The sequence below is a fragment of the Nocardioides daejeonensis genome, from assembly GCF_003194585.1.
In the GTDB taxonomy this organism is placed as follows: Bacteria; Actinomycetota; Actinomycetes; order Propionibacteriales; family Nocardioidaceae; genus Nocardioides; species Nocardioides daejeonensis.
In genome coordinates, this window is record NZ_QHKZ01000002.1 from 14416 (window position 1) to 28872 (window position 14457).

The window sequence follows — 14457 nt, forward strand, 5'->3', positions numbered from 1 at the left end:
GTCTGCCTTCACGGATCGGAGAAAGGCGGCACGTCGAAGCGGCGCCGCCACCGGGCAAGTCTAGGAAGTACGCCGCGGCGACCGCCAACCGGTTCCTGACCCGACCGCCAAGTAGCGCACGGGAGAACTGCTGACCAAGGCCGCGTGCAGCAGGCGAGGTTGATCAGCGGCTAACCAGGCTGCGGCTCGGAAGGGAGCTCGACGACGATCCGCGCCCCGCCCCCGGGCGCATCGGTCACGACAACCAGTCCGCCGTTGACCCGGACCAGACGGTAGACCAGGTACAGCCCCAGCCCGGAGCCGCCGCGGACCCCGTGTTTCCAGAACTTCGTGAAGACCCGACGCCGCACCTCCGGATCGATCCCCTGCCCCTCGTCGTCCACGTGCACACGCACGCCGGGGAACGGTGCGTTGCCGACCATGGGCTCGAGGGTCACTCGAACGGTGCCGTCGCCGTGCCGCAGGGCGTTCTCGACCAGGTTGGTGAACACCTGCGTGATCTTGTCGGGATCGACGACCACCTCGGGAAGCGCCCCGGTCTCCTCGACCAGCAGCTGTCGCGTGGTGGAGGTGGCGAGCGAGTCGACCACGCGGCGTACCAACGCGCCGAGGTCGACCGGGCGCGGGTAGATCGAGAGCCGACCGGTGTCGAGACGCGCGACGTCGAGGAGCTCGGTGATGAGCCGGCTCAGCCGGTCGGAGTCTGCGTTGACCGTGGTCAGCATGAGCTTCTTCTGCTCGTCGCTCAGCTTCTCCCAACGGTTGAGCATCGCCTGCACGAAGCCCTTCACCCCGGTCAGCGGCGAGCGCAGCTCATGCGCCACCGTGGCGACCAGATCCGAGCGCTCTCGGTCCAACCGTTCCCGGCCCCGGCCGCTGCGCAGCGAGACGGCCACCCAGCGGACCGGCGCGGCGGTGGAGTCGCGCACGATGCGCGCCGCAACCAGTGCCTCGGAGCCGTCAGGGAGAAACCAGGTCTGCTCGGGCACGCCCGAGCGGGTGCCGAGCCCGGCCAGTGGCTGGTTGACCTCCACCCAGCCGTGCCCGTCGCGGTCCCGGAGGGTCAATACCTCCCGCAGGGGGCGCCCGGCGACCTCGGCGTCGAAGGGCAGGCCGAGCATGCGCCGCCCGACCTCGTTGACGGCGCGGACCAGGCCTCGGCCGTCGGCGACGACGGCGCCGTCAGGCAGCAGGTCCAGGTAGTCGTCGCTCACACGTGCAATCTACGCAGGTCGGCGGCGTTGCGCCCGGGCACTGGCGTAGATGCAGAGTGCCGCGGCGGTGGCCAGGTTGAGACTCTCCGCCCGGCCATGGATGGGGATGCTGACCCGGTGGTCGGCCAGCGCGGCGATCTCCTCGGGCAGTCCCCACGCCTCGTTGCCGAAGAGCCAGGCGGTCGGACCGTCCAAGAGGCCCTCCTCCTCGGCCCGGAAGAGGTCGACCTCGCCGGCGCCGTCGGCAGCCAGCACGACCAGCCCTGCCGCCTGGACGCGGCGTACCGTCTCGGCGACCTCCGGCTCGCGGGAGACCGGCAGGTGGAAGATGCTGCCCACGCTGGCCCGCACCGTGCGCGGGTGGTGGGCGTCGACCGAATGGCCCGCCAGCACCACGCCGTCGGCGCCCGCGGCGTCCGAGGTCCGAACGACGGTACCGGCGTTGCCGGGGTCCCGTACGTCGGCACAGAGAGTGAGCAGCCGAGGCTCAGCCGTCAACTGCTCAGCCAGCGGCACGTCGAGGTGCCTGCAGACGGCAACGACGCCGGCGGGAGTGACGGAGTCGCTGAGCGAGGCCAGCGCTCGCTCCTCCACGGTCCGCCAGAGCGGACCGGCCAGAGCGCGCAGGCCTGCGAACTCCGTCGTGGCCCGCTCGGTGGCGAAGATCTCGACGACGCAGCCGGTGCGCGAGAGCGCACCCTCGACCGCCTTGGGGCCGTCGGCCAGGAAGAGGCCGGTCCGGTCCCGAAATGCACGACGGGCGAGCTTCCTGGCGTCCTTCACCCGCGGATTGCTCGAAGAGAGCGGTGCGGGGTCGGTGGGGAAGCTCGCCACGTCGGTGTCGACTCGTCGTCGAGGATCAGGCGGTGGCGTCCTCGCGAGGCGCGTTCACGTCCTCGGGGAGGGCAGCCTTGGCGACCTCGACCAGCGCGGCGAAGGCCGGCGCGTCGTTGACGGCCAGGTCCGCGAGGATCTTGCGGTCCACCTCGACCTCAGCGGCCTTCAGACCCTGGATGAAGCGGTTGTAGGTGATGCCGTTGGCGCGAGCGGCGGCGTTGATCCGCTGGATCCACAGCTTGCGGAACTCGCCCTTCCTGGCCTTGCGGTCACGGTAGCTGTAGACCAGCGAGTGGGTGACCTGCTCCTTGGCCTTGCGGTAGAGACGCGAGCGCTGGCCGCGGTAGCCGCTGGCGCGCTCGAGGGTCGTCCGGCGCTTCTTTTGGGCGTTCACTGCCCGCTTGACGCGTGCCACTTCATTACTCCTTGGTGCTCAAAAACTCGTCGGTGTTCGGGTCGGCCGGTTGGCTCAGAGACCCAGCAACTTCTTCGCGGCGGGGACATCGGCCTTGGCGACCTCGGTGGTGCCGGTCATCCGGCGAGTGACCTTGGATGCCTTCTTCTCGAGGTTGTGGCGCTTGCCGGCCTTCTCGCGCAGGATCTTGCCCGAGCCGGTGACCCGGAACCGCTTCTTGGCACCGGAGTGCGTCTTGTTCTTCGGCATGGTTCTGCTGCTCTCTACTTGCGTTTTGTGCGAGTCAGTGGTTGGTGACTCAGAGGTCGATGTCGGCGTCGAGGTTCTCCGAGCGACGCCGCTCCTTCTTCTGAGCGACCGGCCCGGTCTGGGCGGCCTTGCGCTCCGCGGCCTCCTCGGCCTGGTCGGCGGCCTTGTCCGCGGCGGCGGACTCCTTGGCTGCCTTGACCTCGGCCTTGGCGTCCGCCTTCTTCTTGTGCGGGCCGAGCACCATGATCATGTTGCGGCCATCCTGCTTCGGGCTGGACTCGATGAAGCCCAGCTCCTCCACGTCTGCCGCCAGGCGCTGCAGCAGCCGGAACCCGAGCTCGGGACGGTGCTGCTCGCGGCCGCGGAACATGATGGTGATCTTGACCTTGTCGCCGGCCTTGAGGAACCGGACGACGTGGCCCTTCTTGGTCTCGTAGTCGTGGGCGTCGATCTTCGGACGAAGCTTCATCTCCTTGATGATCACGTTCGTCTGGTTACGACGGGCTTCACGGGCCTTCTGGGCGTTCTCGTACTTGAACTTCCCGTAGTCCATGAGCTTGCAGACGGGCGGCTTGCCCTGCGGAGCGATCTCGACCAGGTCGAGGTCAGCCTCCTGGGCCAGTCGCAGCGCGTCGTTCGTGGGAACGATGCCGACCGTCTCACCGTTGGGTCCAACGAGGCGGACCTCGGGAACCCGGATCCGGTCGTTGATGCGCAGCTCAGTGCTGATGTGTCCTCCTGAAGACGTACAAACAAAAAGGCTTCCGCTCGGCAAGCGGAAGCCAGTCTCCAAGGGACCAGCAGGCTGCTGGACGCCCCACCCGCGACCCCGAGACTCCCGAAGGAGCATCGCGCCACGTGACCGGACCCGACGACCTGTTCGGCCGGTGCGGGTGGGAAGTCCGTCCGTGCTACCGGGCGGAGCCTCCGCTTGTCGGACCGGCTTCGGACTGTGGTGCAGCACGAAACCGATCGGTCGTCGTACAGATTAACCGCTCGGGTGCCTCTGTGGCGAATCGACCGCGACACAGACCTAACCGCGGTCGGCCCGACCCTATTCCGTAGGACGCAGCCAACCGGAGCGACCGTCGACCTCGACGAGCTCCCACCCGGCTGCCAGGCCGACCAGGTCGTCGCCCTCCACGACGAAGGTGACCGGACCCGCGACGTCGAGGACCAGCGCGGCAGCATCGTCCTGCAGCGCTGACTGAGCGGCAACCGCAGCGGGCACGGCGACCGGCCGCGACTCGGGGTTCCAGGCGGTCAGACGCTCGGTGCCGGTGAAGGCGAGCAGAGCCAGCCGTCCGTCGCGACCCCGCATCAGCACCGCCGCCATGTCGCTGGACTTGTCGTGCGCGAGTCCCTGCTCGTCGTACTCGACCTCGCCAAGGAGCGCGACGACCGGCACCAGCAGCCGGGCGGAGGCCAAGGCACGCAGCACGTCGGCCGAGCGGGAGCGGTCCTGCCTCCAGGCACTCAGGGCGGCGTCCAGAGAGGCGTCCGCAGCGCCATCGTCGTCGGGGAAGGCGCTGGCCTGCAGGCGGGCACCTTCGAAGCGGTCCGGGTTCACCATGATGGGCTCAGGGTATCCGTCGGGACGCCTTGATACCGCGGTCTCCTACCGGCGCTGTGACGCATGTGAAACGCTGGCGCCATGAACGACGCAGCGTGGTTGGCACTCGCCGCCGCTCTGACCATGGTCGGCGGCGCTGGCACGTGGTGGGCGTTTCGCCACCGCGCGGCGAGCGCCGGACTCAAGGGGCTGGCTCTGACCCTGTTGGCGCCGGCTGCCTATCTCACCGGCACCTTGGAGCTGCTCGGCGAGGTGAGCGCCTCGGTCGCGGACTGGGCGAGCGGGTTCGTCTTCGGGCTCGGCGCATGGATCGGGCTGGGCCTCGCCGGCCTGGCGGTGCTGCTCTTCGGAGTCTCGACCCGGGTCGGCGACCGGCCCGCCGCGCCCGAGGCTCCTGCACCGCGCGCGGTGCAGCGAGGCCGGAGTGCACCGGTCGACGACGACATGGCCGACATCGAGGCCCTGCTGAGGAAGAGAGGCATCACCTGATGCAGGACCTGATCGCACGCAATCGCCTCCATGCCCGGCTTCAGCGGGCGGTGTCGGCACGCCACACCCCGCTGCCGACGCCGGCGATGGTCGTGGATCTCGATGCCTTCGACGCCAATGCTGCCGACCTCGCCCGTCGCGCCGGCAGTACGCCGCTGCGTGTCGCCTCGAAGTCGCTGCGCGTCCCGGCGCTCATCGAACGCGCGCTCGCTCACCCGGGGTTCGCGGGCGTGCTCACCTACTCGCTGCGTGAGGCGCTCTGGCTGCATCGCGAGCGCGGCCTCACCGATCTGGTGATGGGCTACCCGACGGTCGACCGGGCCGCGCTGGCCGACCTGGTCTCCTCGCCGTCCGCTGCGGCGGCCATCACGTTGATGATCGACTCGGTCGATCACCTCGACTTCGTGGACTCCGTCCGCTCCTCGAAGGCGGTGCCTGTCCGGATCGCTCTCGACGTCGACGCCGGCCTGCACCTCCGCGGTCAGCACGTCGGGCCGAAGCGCTCCCCGCTGCTGGACGCCGCGGCGGTCATCGACCTGGCGCGCGCGGTCGTCGCCCGCAGCGGGTTCACCCTGGTCGGGGTGATGACCTATGAGGGTCAGGTTGCCGGTGTGCCCGACGATGTGCCGGGCCAGCGAGCGAAGTCACTGGTCGTACGCAAGCTGAAGTCCGCCTCCATCGAGCAGCTCCGAGCGCGGCGCCGGGAGATCTCGGTGGCACTCGCCCAGTTCGTCGAGCTGGAGTTCTGGAACGCCGGCGGCTCGGGCTCCGTCGAGAGCTCCTCGGCCGACCCCGTCGTCACCGAGGTCGCCGCAGGCTCCGGCCTGCTGGTGCCGGGGCTCTTCGACCACTACCAGTCCTTCACTCCCCTGCCTGCTGCCTTCTACGGCATCCCGGTGCTGCGTCGACCCGGCCCGGAGATGGTGACCGTTGCCGGCGGCGGGTTCATCGCCTCCGGGGCACCCGGCAAGGATCGCCTGCCCCAGCCCTGGCTGCCGCCGGGGCTCAGCCCGACCGGCCTCGAGGGCGTCGGTGAGGTGCAGACACCCCTGACCGGCTCCCCCGCGTCGATCCTCCAGATCGGAGACCTCGTCTGGTTCCGTCACGCCAAGTCGGGGGAGCTCTTCGAGCACACGAACGTGGTGCACCTGCTCAGCGGCGACGCCTTCGGCGACGAGGTGCCGAGCTATCGCGGTTGCGGGCAGGCGTTCTGACCTCGCTCGCCGACCGGGTCGCCGATCTCACCGCTCGCCTCCTTGCCCGACCCGCTCGGCTCGGTTCGACCCGCCTGCTCTGCATCGACGGCCGCGCCGGCGCCGGGAAGACCCGCCTGGCGACGGCGGTGGCGCGGCGGCTGGACGCGCCGATCGTCCACCTCGACCATCTCTATCCGGGCTGGTACGGGTTGTCGGCAGCGTTGCCGACCGTGCGGACCACGTTGCTGGAGCCGATCGCGGCCGGCCGGGCCGGCGGGTACCGGCGTTGGGACTGGCACCTCTCTCAGCCAGCGGAGTGGTGCACGGTCCCGGTCACCTCGACGCTCGTCCTCGAGGGGGTCGGAGCCTGCACCGCACCGCTGGCCCAGCTCGCCACGTTCACGGTGTGGGTCGAGGCCAGCACTACCCGCCGGCGCGAGCGCGCCCTGGCCCGCGACGGCGCGACCTTCGCACCGCACTGGGACGCTTGGGCCGCACAGGAGGAGGCCCTGCTCGCCCGCGAGCAGATCCCGGCCCAGGTGGACCTGATCATCGACAACGAGGAGCCCACATGAGGAAGCCCGCCGTCCCTGCGCTGATCGCGGCCGGCCTGCTGCACGCTCTCGTCCTCGCGACCGTCGCGCCTGGACTACCGGAGCGGGTGCCGATGCACTTCGGCGGCAACGGCGCCGTCGACGACTGGGGCAGCCGGCGTGAGGCGCTGTGGACGTTCGGCCTGATCGGTGCCGGCCTCCTTGCCCTCTTCCTCCTCCTGGCCCTGTGCGCGCCACGGATACCGGTCCAGTTCATCAACCTCCCGGCAGCGAGCAAGGAGTGGTGGACGGCGACCCCCGAACGGGAGGCGGAGCTGCGGCGTCGCATCGGGGCCGACCTCGGATGGATCGGTGCCGCCACGATCCTGTTGATCAGCGCGACCACTCTCGACACGGCGCACGCCGCTCAACAGGAGGACCCGGGCCTGGGCTGGCTGTTCTTCACCTCGTTGGCGGTCTACCTGGTCTTCGTCGCCGGCTGGTGCATCTACACCCTGACCGCGCGCTACCGTCCGGACGACGCGTGAGCGAGCTCCTGCTCCCGCCCGCTCGGCTGCCGCGGTGGCTCGACAACTTCGCGACACGTCACGGTGCGACGGGGCTGGCCGTCGTCGATGGGGCGCTGACCGCCACCGCAGCGGACGGCTCTCGTGCCGTCGTACGGCTGCCGTGGGGGCGGGAGTACGACGGCGCCCCGGAGACCGCTGCCTTCGCCGACCGGGCGTCGCCTCCCGAAGACTGGGGCGTCCTCCTGGTCCGCAAGGGCGGGTACGCCGTCGCGCGGCTGCATGGCGGTGACTGGCAGGCCAGCAAGACGGGGCAACGACACGTGCAGGGCCGGACCAAGGCGGGGGGCCAGAGCCAACAGCGGTTCGCCAGGCGCCGGGAGAACCAGGCCCGTGTCGCCTACCAGGCCGCAGCCGGCCACGCGGAGCGACTGCTGCTCAACCCACCCTGCCCGGTGCTGGTGGTCGGCGGCGACCGGCAGGCGGTCGAGGCCGTCTTGGAGACGGCACCGCTCGCCGCCCTCCGCGACGCCGTGACGGACCCCTGGCTGGCCGTCCCAGACCCGCGCCGCCAGGTCCTGGAGCGCGCCGTCGAGGACGCTCAGGCGCTACCCATCACGGTCCACAACGCTCTCCCGCCGAGTGAGCGCAAATAGCACGTTGAGTGCGCGCGAATAGCACGTTGAGTGCGCGCGAATGACGCGTTGAGTGCGCCATTTGCGCGCACTCAACGCGTCACTTGCGCGAACTCGGCCCGTCAGACGTTGAAGCCGAGGGCGCGGAGCTGGTCACGGCCGTCGTCGGTGATCTTGTCGGGGCCCCAGGGCGGCATCCAGACCCAGTTGACGACGACGTCGTTGGCCAGGCCTTCGAGGGCGGTGTTGGTCTGGTCCTGGATGACGTCGGTCAGCGGGCAGGCTGCGGAGGTCAGCGTCATGTCGAGCACCACGTTGGAGTGCTCGTCGACGTGCACCCCGTAGACCAGGCCCAGGTCGACGACGTTGATCCCGAGCTCGGGGTCGACGACGTCCTTCATCGCCTCGGTGATGTCGTCCACCGTGGCGACGGCAGTCGCCCCTCCGGTGGCTTCCGGGACCTCGGGCAGGTCGCTGTTGTCCGTCATGACTTCTCCTCCAGAGCCTGGGCGGTCGCGTCCTTCCACGCCATCCACGACAGTAGCGCGCACTTGACACGCGCAGGGAACTTGGCGACGCCGGCGAAGGCGATGCCATCCTCCAGCACCTCTTCATCGGGATCCACCTGGCCGCGTCCCTGCATGAGGGTCTGGAACTCCTGGTGGATCGTCATCGCCTCGGCGATCGACTTCCCGATGAGGAGGTCGGTCAGTACCGACGCCGACGCCTGCGAGATCGAGCAGCCGAGCGAGTCGTAGGAGACGTCGGCGACGACACGGCTGTCGCCCTCGCCCTCGCCCAGATGCACCCGCAGGGTGATCTCGTCGCCGCAGGTCGGGTTGACGTGGTGGACCTCGGCCTCGAAGTCGTCACGCAGCCCCGCGTTGTGCGGGTGCTTGTAGTGGTCAAGGATGATCTCCTGATAGAGGGCATCCAGGCCGTTCTGATCAGTGCCGTGGGCGGTCATCACTCATCCCAACTTGAAGTAACGACGGGTGTATTCCAGGGCCTCGATGAGCGCATCGATCTCGTCGGGCCTCGTGTAGAGGTACGACGACATCCGGGTCGACGCCTGTACGCCGAACCGGGCGTGCGCAGGCTTCGCGCAGTGATGGCCGGCGCGTACGGCGACACCGCGGCTGTCGAGCACCTGCGCGATGTCGTGCGGGTGCACGCCGTCGAGCTCGAAGGAGATAGCCCCGCCGCGCGAGGCGGCGTCGAGCGGCCCGAGGACCGTCAGTCCGGGAACCGTGGCCAGCCCCTCGAGTGCATAGCCGGTGATGGCCTGCTCGTGCGCATGGATCGCCTCCATGCCCACGTGCCCCAGGTACTCGACGGCAGCGCCGAGGCCGATGGCCTCGACGATCGGCGGAGTGCCGGCCTCGAACTTGTGCGGAATGCCCGCATAGGTCGAGCCCTCCATGCGCACGGTCTCGATCATCTCCCCGCCGCCCAGGAAGGGAGGCAGGGCGTCGAGCACCGCGCGCGCGCCCCACAGCACACCGATGCCGGTCGGACCGACCACCTTGTGGCCGGTGAAGGCGAGCAGGTCGGGGCGTTCCTCAACCGGCATCGCGGCGAGGTCGATCGGCAACTGGGGCGCCGCCTGTGAGGCGTCGACAACGACCAGCGCGCCCACCGTGTGCGCCTTGCGGGCGATCTCGGCGATCGGGTTGATCGTGCCCAGCATGTTGGAGACCCACGTCAGCGAGACCACCTTGGTGCGCTCGGTGATGAGGTCGTCGATCCCCGACAGGTCGAGGCGGCCGTCGTCGGTCAGACCGAACCAGCGCAGCGTGGCGCCGGTCCGCTCGGCGAGGAGCTGCCAGGGGACGATGTTGGAGTGGTGCTCCATCTCCGTGGTGACGATCTCGTCACCGGCACCGACCTGGTGCTCACCCGCCCAGGCCAACGTGTTGGCCACCAGGTTGAGCGCCTCGGAAGCGTTCTTGGTGAAGATCACCTCGTCGCGCTCGGGCGCACCGATGAACGCGGCCACCTTGTCGCGCCCCGTCTCGAAGGCCTCCGTCGACTCCGCGCCGAGCTGATGCATGGCGCGCGCGATGTTGGCGTTGTGCCGCTCCAGGTGGTCGACCATCGTGTCGATGACCACCTGCGGCTTCTGCGAGGTGTTCGCGCTGTCCAGGTAGACCAGCGGCAGCCCGCCCGCGAGCGTGCGCTCGAGGATCGGGAAGTCCGCACGGATCACCTCGAGCTCAGGAAGCAGACCTTCCATCGGCGTTCCTTTCCTTGGCCGAGCTACCCCGGTCGATCGAACGAGGGGATCAGACAGCCGCGAGGAAGCGCTCGTAGCCGTTGGCTTCGAGCTCGTCGGCGAGCTCGGGGCCGCCCGACTCGGCAACCTTCCCGTCGACGAAGACGTGCACCTGGTCGGGCTTGATGTAGCGCAGGATCCGGGTGTAGTGCGTGATCAGCAGAACGCCCTTGCCGTCGCGCTCACGGAAGCGGTTGACGCCCTCGGAGACGACCTTGAGCGCGTCGATGTCGAGACCCGAGTCGGTCTCGTCGAGGATCGCGACCTTCGGGTCGAGCAGGTCGAGCTGGGCGATCTCGTGGCGCTTCTTCTCGCCGCCGGAGAAGCCCTCGTTGACCGAGCGCTGGGCGAAGGTCGGGTCGAGGTTCATCTGGCCGAGGGCGCCGTTGACGTCCTTGACCCAGGTGCGCAGCTTGGGCGCCTCGCCGTCGATGGCGGTCTTCGCGGTGCGGAGGAAGTTCGAGACCGAGACGCCCGGCACCTCGACCGGGTACTGCATCGCCAGGAACAAGCCGGCGCGGGCCCGCTCGTCGACGCTCATCTCGAGGACGTCCTCACCGTCGAGGGTGACCGAGCCCGAGGTGATCTCGTAGCGCGGGTGACCGGCGACGGAGTAGGCCAGCGTGGACTTGCCGGAGCCGTTGGGGCCCATGATCGCGTGGGTCTCGCCGTCCTTGATGGTCAGCGTCACGCCCTTGAGGATCTCCTTCGCCCCGTCGTCGGTGTTGACCGAGACGTGCAGGTCCTTGATCTCCAGGGTTGCCATGTCGGGTGTCTCTCTCTCGTTCTCGATGTTCAGGAGGCGCTGACGCCGTTGAGGGTGGTGGTCACGTCGACGTACACGTCGTCGTCGCGGAGCTCCACGGGGAAGGTGGCCACCGGCTCGGTGGCCGGCAGGCAGGTCGGCTTGCCGGTGGCGAGGTCGAAGGTGGACCCGTGCAGCCAGCACTCCACCGTCCGGTCGGCGACCTCCCCTTCCGACAGGGGTACGGCGGCGTGGGAGCACTCGTCGCGAAGCGCGAAGAACTCCTCGCCGTCACGCGCGATCGCGACGTCCATGCCCTCGACCGTGACCCCGAGAGCCTCGTCGACCGGCACCTCGGTGCGTGCGCAGGCGCGGACGAACGCCATCAGGCGTCCGCCGTCACGTTCTTGGCGAGCTCGGCCTCGACCGTGGCCAGGAGCTCCTTCTCGATCGACGGCACGTCGACCTTGCGGATCAGGTCGTTGAAGAAGCCGTGCACGACGAGTCGCTGCGCCTCCTTCTCGGAGATCCCGCGGGAACGCAGGTAGAAGAGCTGCTCGTCGTCGAACCGGGCGGTCGCAGAGGCGTGACCCGCGCCCTCGATCTCTCCGGTCTCGATCTCGAGGTTGGGCACCGAGTCGGCCTGGCAGCCGTCGGTGAGCACCAGGTTGCGGTTCTCCTCGTAGGTCTCGATCCCCTCGGCCACCTTGCGGATCAGCACGTTGCCGATCCAGACCGTGTGCGCACCCTTGCCCTGCAACGCGCCCTTGTAGATGACGTTGCTCTTGGTCTTCGGCGCGTTGTGGTCGGCGAAGAGCCGGTGCTCGAGGTGCTGGCCCTCGTCCGCGAAGTAGAGGCCGAGCAGCTCCGCGGAGCCGCCGGGACCGGCGTACTCGACGTTCGCGTGCATCCGGACCAGGTCGCCGCCGAAGGAGATGGCGGTGTGCTTCACGGTCGCGTCGCGACCGACCAGGATGGAGTCACGACCGAGGTGGACGGCGTCGTCGGCCCAGTCCTGCAAGCTGAGCACGTTGACCTGCGCACCGTCGCCGACCAGGAAGCTCTGGATCGCCGAGTAGCGCGCGGAGCCGGTGTGCACCAGCACGATCGTCACCTTCGCGTGGGCGCCGATCCGGAAGAGGGTACGGCCCCAGACCAGGTCGTCGATCGAGGCGCCGGTGAGCCGGATCACGACGGGCTCCTCAACGACGGCCTCGGCCGGTACGTCGAGCAGCAGCGCGCCGCCGGAGAGCTCGGCGGCCAGGGCTGCCGGTCGCTCGTTGGGGGCGAGCTCGCCGAGTTCGACCGCCTCGGCCGCGGTGATCGAGGTGAGGGTGACGCCGTCCGGGAGGGTCGTCTCGCGGTTCAGCTCCGCCGCGGAGGCCGCGCCGTCGAGGAGACCGCGGAGACGGCTGAGCGGGGTGAACCGCCAGACCTCCTCCCGCCCGGTCGGCACCGGGTGATCGGCCAGGTCGTAGGAGGCCGGCGGGTTGAGGTGGCTCTCGACGCGGTCGGTCTCCAGCGCTGAGGCGACCGAGTCGCGGCTCGTGTCAATGACAGTCAAGGTTCGGTTCTCTCCGTTGTGCAGGTGCGGGTCGTGGAGGCGGGGCCGGTCAGCCGACCGCGCCCTCCATCTGCAGCTCGATCAGGCGGTTCAGCTCGAGGGCGTACTCCATCGGCAGCTCCTTGGCGATCGGCTCGACGAAGCCGCGCACGATCATCGCCATCGCCTCGTCCTCGGCCATGCCGCGGCTCATCAGGTAGAAGAGCTGGTCGTCGGAGACCTTGGAGACGGACGCCTCGTGGCCCATCGACACGTCGTCCTCGCGGATGTCGACGTAGGGATAGGTGTCGGAGCGGCTGATCTGGTCGACCAGCAGCGCGTCGCACAGCACGTTGGACTTCGAGCCGTGCGCGCCCTCGTTGACCTGGATCAGGCCGCGGTAGGACGTACGGCCGCCGCCGCGCGCCACCGACTTGCTCAGGATCGAGCTCGAGGTGTGCGGGGCCGCGTGGACCATCTTCGCACCGGCGTCCTGGTGCTGCCCCTCGCCGGCGAAGGCGATCGAGAGCGTCTCGCCCTTGGCGTGCTCACCCATCAGGTAGACGGCCGGGTACTTCATGGTCACCTTGGAGCCGATGTTGCCGTCGACCCACTCCATCGTGGCGCCCGCCTCACACACGGCGCGCTTGGTCACGAGGTTGTAGACGTTGTTGGACCAGTTCTGGATGGTCGTGTAGCGGCAGCGGCCGCCCTTCTTCACGATGATCTCGACGACCGCGGAGTGCAGCGAGTCCGAAGAGTAGATCGGCGCGGTGCAGCCCTCGACGTAGTGGACGTAGGCGTCCTCGTCGACGATGATCAGCGTCCGCTCGAACTGGCCCATGTTCTCGGTGTTGATCCGGAAGTAGGCCTGGAGCGGAATATCGACCTGGACACCCTTGGGCACGTAGATGAACGAGCCACCCGACCACACCGAGGTGTTGAGCGCGGAGAACTTGTTGTCGCCCACCGGGATGACCGTGGCGAAGTACTCCTTGAAGAGCTCCTCGTGCTCCTTCAGCGCAGTGTCGGTGTCGACGAAGATGACGCCCTGCTCCTCCAGGTCCTCGCGGATCTGGTGGTAGACGACCTCGGACTCGTACTGCGCGGCGACACCGGCGACCAGCCGCTGCTTCTCCGCCTCGGGGATGCCGAGCTTGTCGTAGGTGTTCTTGATGTCCTCGGGCAGGTCCTCCCAGCTCTGGGCCTGCTTCTCCGTGGACCGCACGAAGTACTTGATGTTGTCGAAGTCGATCGTCGACAGGTCCGAGCCCCAGGTGGGCATCGGCTTGCGATCGAAGAGCTTGAGCCCCTTCAGCCGGAGGTCGAGCATCCACTGCGGCTCGTTCTTCTTCGACGAGATGTCGCGCACCACGTCGTCGTTGAGGCCACGCCGGGCCGAGGCGCCGGCGTCGTCGCTGTCGGCCCAGCCGAACTCGTAGCGGCCGATGCCCTTCAGCTCCGGGTTGAGCTCTTCGATGCTCGGGTTGGCAGTCATGAATGCGACTCTCTGTTCTGCTCGTGGATGGGCTTAGGGGGGTTCGGGATCGTGGTGGTGCATACGCCGTCGCCATGGGCGATCGTTGCCAGCCGTTGGACGTGCCGTCCGAGCACCTGCCCGATCGCCTCGGTCTCCGCCTCGCACAGCTGCGGGAACTCGGCCGCGACATGCGCGACCGGACAGTGCTGCTGGCACAGCTGGTCGACCATCGGCAACTCGCGCACGGCCGCAGCAAACCCACGGCGGCTGAGCACCTCGGCCAGGACCTGGGCGGGTGAGTGCTCCGGCCGCTCCTGCGCCACCTGCTCGAACTCGACGGCGAGCGAGGCCATCCGGTGGCGCGCGAAGGCGATGACGGCCTCCTCTCCCCCGGTCTCGGCAAGGAAGCGGAGCGCCTCGACCGCCAGCTCGTCGTACTTGTGCTCCAAGCTGTCGCGCCCACTGTCGGTAAGCGCGAAGACCCGTGCCGGACGACCCCGGCGCCGAGAGCCGTAGACCCGCTCCTCGTGGGAGGAGACGACGCCTTCCTCGAGCAGCTGGTCGAGGTGACGGCGTACGGCGGCGGGAGTGAGCTCGAGTCGATCGGCGAGAACCGCGGCGGTCGACGGCCCGTTCTCGAGGATCGAGTGCACCACGCGAGCGCGCGTCGGAGCGTCCCCTTCGGGGGCGCTCACGGCGGCACGATCGATTTGCACAACAACAGTGTGACGTTAATACGGGAGGCG

Annotated in this window: 19 protein-coding genes; 5 read left to right on the top strand and 14 right to left on the bottom strand. The window is 69.0% G+C overall.

Translation table 11 applies throughout. From position 1 onward, the window contains the following. Positions 1-170: 170 nt before the first annotated feature. The 6 genes from DNK54_RS04775 to DNK54_RS04800 form a co-directional block, all read right to left on the bottom strand. Positions 171-1214: a sensor histidine kinase gene (locus DNK54_RS04775; RefSeq protein WP_110205838.1), complete on the bottom strand. Its 1044-nt coding sequence runs from the start codon at positions 1212-1214 to the stop codon at positions 171-173. Positions 1215-1223: 9 nt separating this feature from the next. Next, positions 1224-2048, bottom strand: a complete 825-nt coding sequence (locus DNK54_RS04780) for a TrmH family RNA methyltransferase (protein WP_110205839.1) — start codon at positions 2046-2048, stop codon at positions 1224-1226. Between the two features lie 25 nt (positions 2049-2073). After that, positions 2074-2466, bottom strand: coding sequence for a 50S ribosomal protein L20 (gene rplT / locus DNK54_RS04785; protein ID WP_110205840.1), 393 nt, complete (start codon positions 2464-2466; stop codon positions 2074-2076). A gap of 54 nt (positions 2467-2520) precedes the next feature. After that, a complete protein-coding gene (gene rpmI, locus DNK54_RS04790) occupies positions 2521-2715 on the bottom strand; it encodes a 50S ribosomal protein L35 (RefSeq protein WP_110205841.1) in 195 nt (64 codons plus the stop codon). 49 nt (positions 2716-2764) lie between these two features. Beyond that, positions 2765-3490 carry a translation initiation factor IF-3 gene (infC, locus tag DNK54_RS04795; protein WP_239459925.1) on the bottom strand — a complete coding sequence of 242 codons (726 nt, stop codon included), beginning with the start codon at positions 3488-3490 and terminating at the stop codon, positions 2765-2767. Between the two features lie 279 nt (positions 3491-3769). After that, on the bottom strand, positions 3770-4288 hold the full coding sequence (locus tag DNK54_RS04800; protein ID WP_110205843.1) for an SseB family protein: 519 nt from the start codon (positions 4286-4288) through the stop codon (positions 3770-3772). A gap of 81 nt (positions 4289-4369) precedes the next feature. Here DNK54_RS04800 and DNK54_RS04805 point away from each other — a divergent pair, with 81 nt between their 5' ends. Genes DNK54_RS04805 through DNK54_RS04825 form a run of 5 tightly spaced genes read left to right on the top strand, consistent with a single transcriptional unit; the run spans position 4370 to position 7689 of the window. Then, on the top strand, positions 4370-4777 hold the full coding sequence (locus DNK54_RS04805; RefSeq protein WP_110205844.1) for a cellulose synthase: 408 nt from the start codon (positions 4370-4372) through the stop codon (positions 4775-4777). Then, positions 4777-5991 carry an amino acid deaminase/aldolase gene (locus DNK54_RS04810; RefSeq protein WP_110205845.1) on the top strand — a complete coding sequence of 405 codons (1215 nt, stop codon included), beginning with the start codon at positions 4777-4779 and terminating at the stop codon, positions 5989-5991. The genes DNK54_RS04805 and DNK54_RS04810 overlap by 1 nt, the downstream gene beginning before the upstream one ends. Then, positions 5973-6548, top strand: coding sequence for a nucleoside/nucleotide kinase family protein (locus DNK54_RS04815; RefSeq protein ID WP_204164433.1), 576 nt, complete (start codon positions 5973-5975; stop codon positions 6546-6548). Before DNK54_RS04810 ends, DNK54_RS04815 begins: the two co-directional genes overlap by 19 nt. Next, entirely contained in the window at positions 6545-7054 is a 510-nt protein-coding gene (locus DNK54_RS04820) for a DUF1648 domain-containing protein (RefSeq protein WP_110205846.1), read from the top strand. The genes DNK54_RS04815 and DNK54_RS04820 overlap by 4 nt, the downstream gene beginning before the upstream one ends. Continuing rightward, positions 7051-7689 carry an acVLRF1 family peptidyl-tRNA hydrolase gene (locus tag DNK54_RS04825; protein WP_110205847.1) on the top strand — a complete coding sequence of 213 codons (639 nt, stop codon included), beginning with the start codon at positions 7051-7053 and terminating at the stop codon, positions 7687-7689. The genes DNK54_RS04820 and DNK54_RS04825 overlap by 4 nt, the downstream gene beginning before the upstream one ends. Before the next feature lie 101 nt (positions 7690-7790). Here the strand turns inward: DNK54_RS04825 and DNK54_RS04830 are convergent, their stop codons facing one another. Genes DNK54_RS04830 through DNK54_RS04865 form a run of 8 tightly spaced genes read right to left on the bottom strand, consistent with a single transcriptional unit; the run spans position 7791 to position 14406 of the window. Beyond that, complete coding sequence (locus DNK54_RS04830) at positions 7791-8156, bottom strand: metal-sulfur cluster assembly factor (protein ID WP_110205848.1); 366 nt, start codon at positions 8154-8156, stop codon at positions 7791-7793. After that, positions 8153-8635 carry a Fe-S cluster assembly sulfur transfer protein SufU gene (sufU, locus tag DNK54_RS04835; RefSeq protein ID WP_110205849.1) on the bottom strand — a complete coding sequence of 161 codons (483 nt, stop codon included), beginning with the start codon at positions 8633-8635 and terminating at the stop codon, positions 8153-8155. Before sufU ends, DNK54_RS04830 begins: the two co-directional genes overlap by 4 nt. Before the next feature lie 3 nt (positions 8636-8638). Next, positions 8639-9904, bottom strand: coding sequence for a cysteine desulfurase (locus DNK54_RS04840; RefSeq protein ID WP_110205850.1), 1266 nt, complete (start codon positions 9902-9904; stop codon positions 8639-8641). A gap of 49 nt (positions 9905-9953) precedes the next feature. Then, positions 9954-10709 (bottom strand): Fe-S cluster assembly ATPase SufC, encoded by a 756-nt coding sequence (gene sufC, locus DNK54_RS04845; protein ID WP_110205851.1) that lies wholly within the window; start codon positions 10707-10709, stop codon positions 9954-9956. Positions 10710-10738: 29 nt separating this feature from the next. Continuing rightward, the gene (locus DNK54_RS04850; RefSeq protein ID WP_110205852.1) at positions 10739-11074 is read right to left on the bottom strand and encodes a non-heme iron oxygenase ferredoxin subunit; all 336 of its coding nucleotides are present in this window, start codon (positions 11072-11074) and stop codon (positions 10739-10741) included. Beyond that, positions 11074-12243 (bottom strand): Fe-S cluster assembly protein SufD, encoded by a 1170-nt coding sequence (gene sufD / locus DNK54_RS04855; RefSeq protein WP_420846366.1) that lies wholly within the window; start codon positions 12241-12243, stop codon positions 11074-11076. The genes DNK54_RS04850 and sufD overlap by 1 nt, the downstream gene beginning before the upstream one ends. A gap of 58 nt (positions 12244-12301) precedes the next feature. Further along, positions 12302-13729: a Fe-S cluster assembly protein SufB gene (gene sufB, locus DNK54_RS04860; RefSeq protein WP_110205854.1), complete on the bottom strand. Its 1428-nt coding sequence runs from the start codon at positions 13727-13729 to the stop codon at positions 12302-12304. Continuing rightward, entirely contained in the window at positions 13726-14406 is a 681-nt protein-coding gene (locus DNK54_RS04865; protein WP_204164434.1) for a helix-turn-helix transcriptional regulator, read from the bottom strand. The genes sufB and DNK54_RS04865 overlap by 4 nt, the downstream gene beginning before the upstream one ends. Positions 14407-14457: the final 51 nt, after the last annotated feature.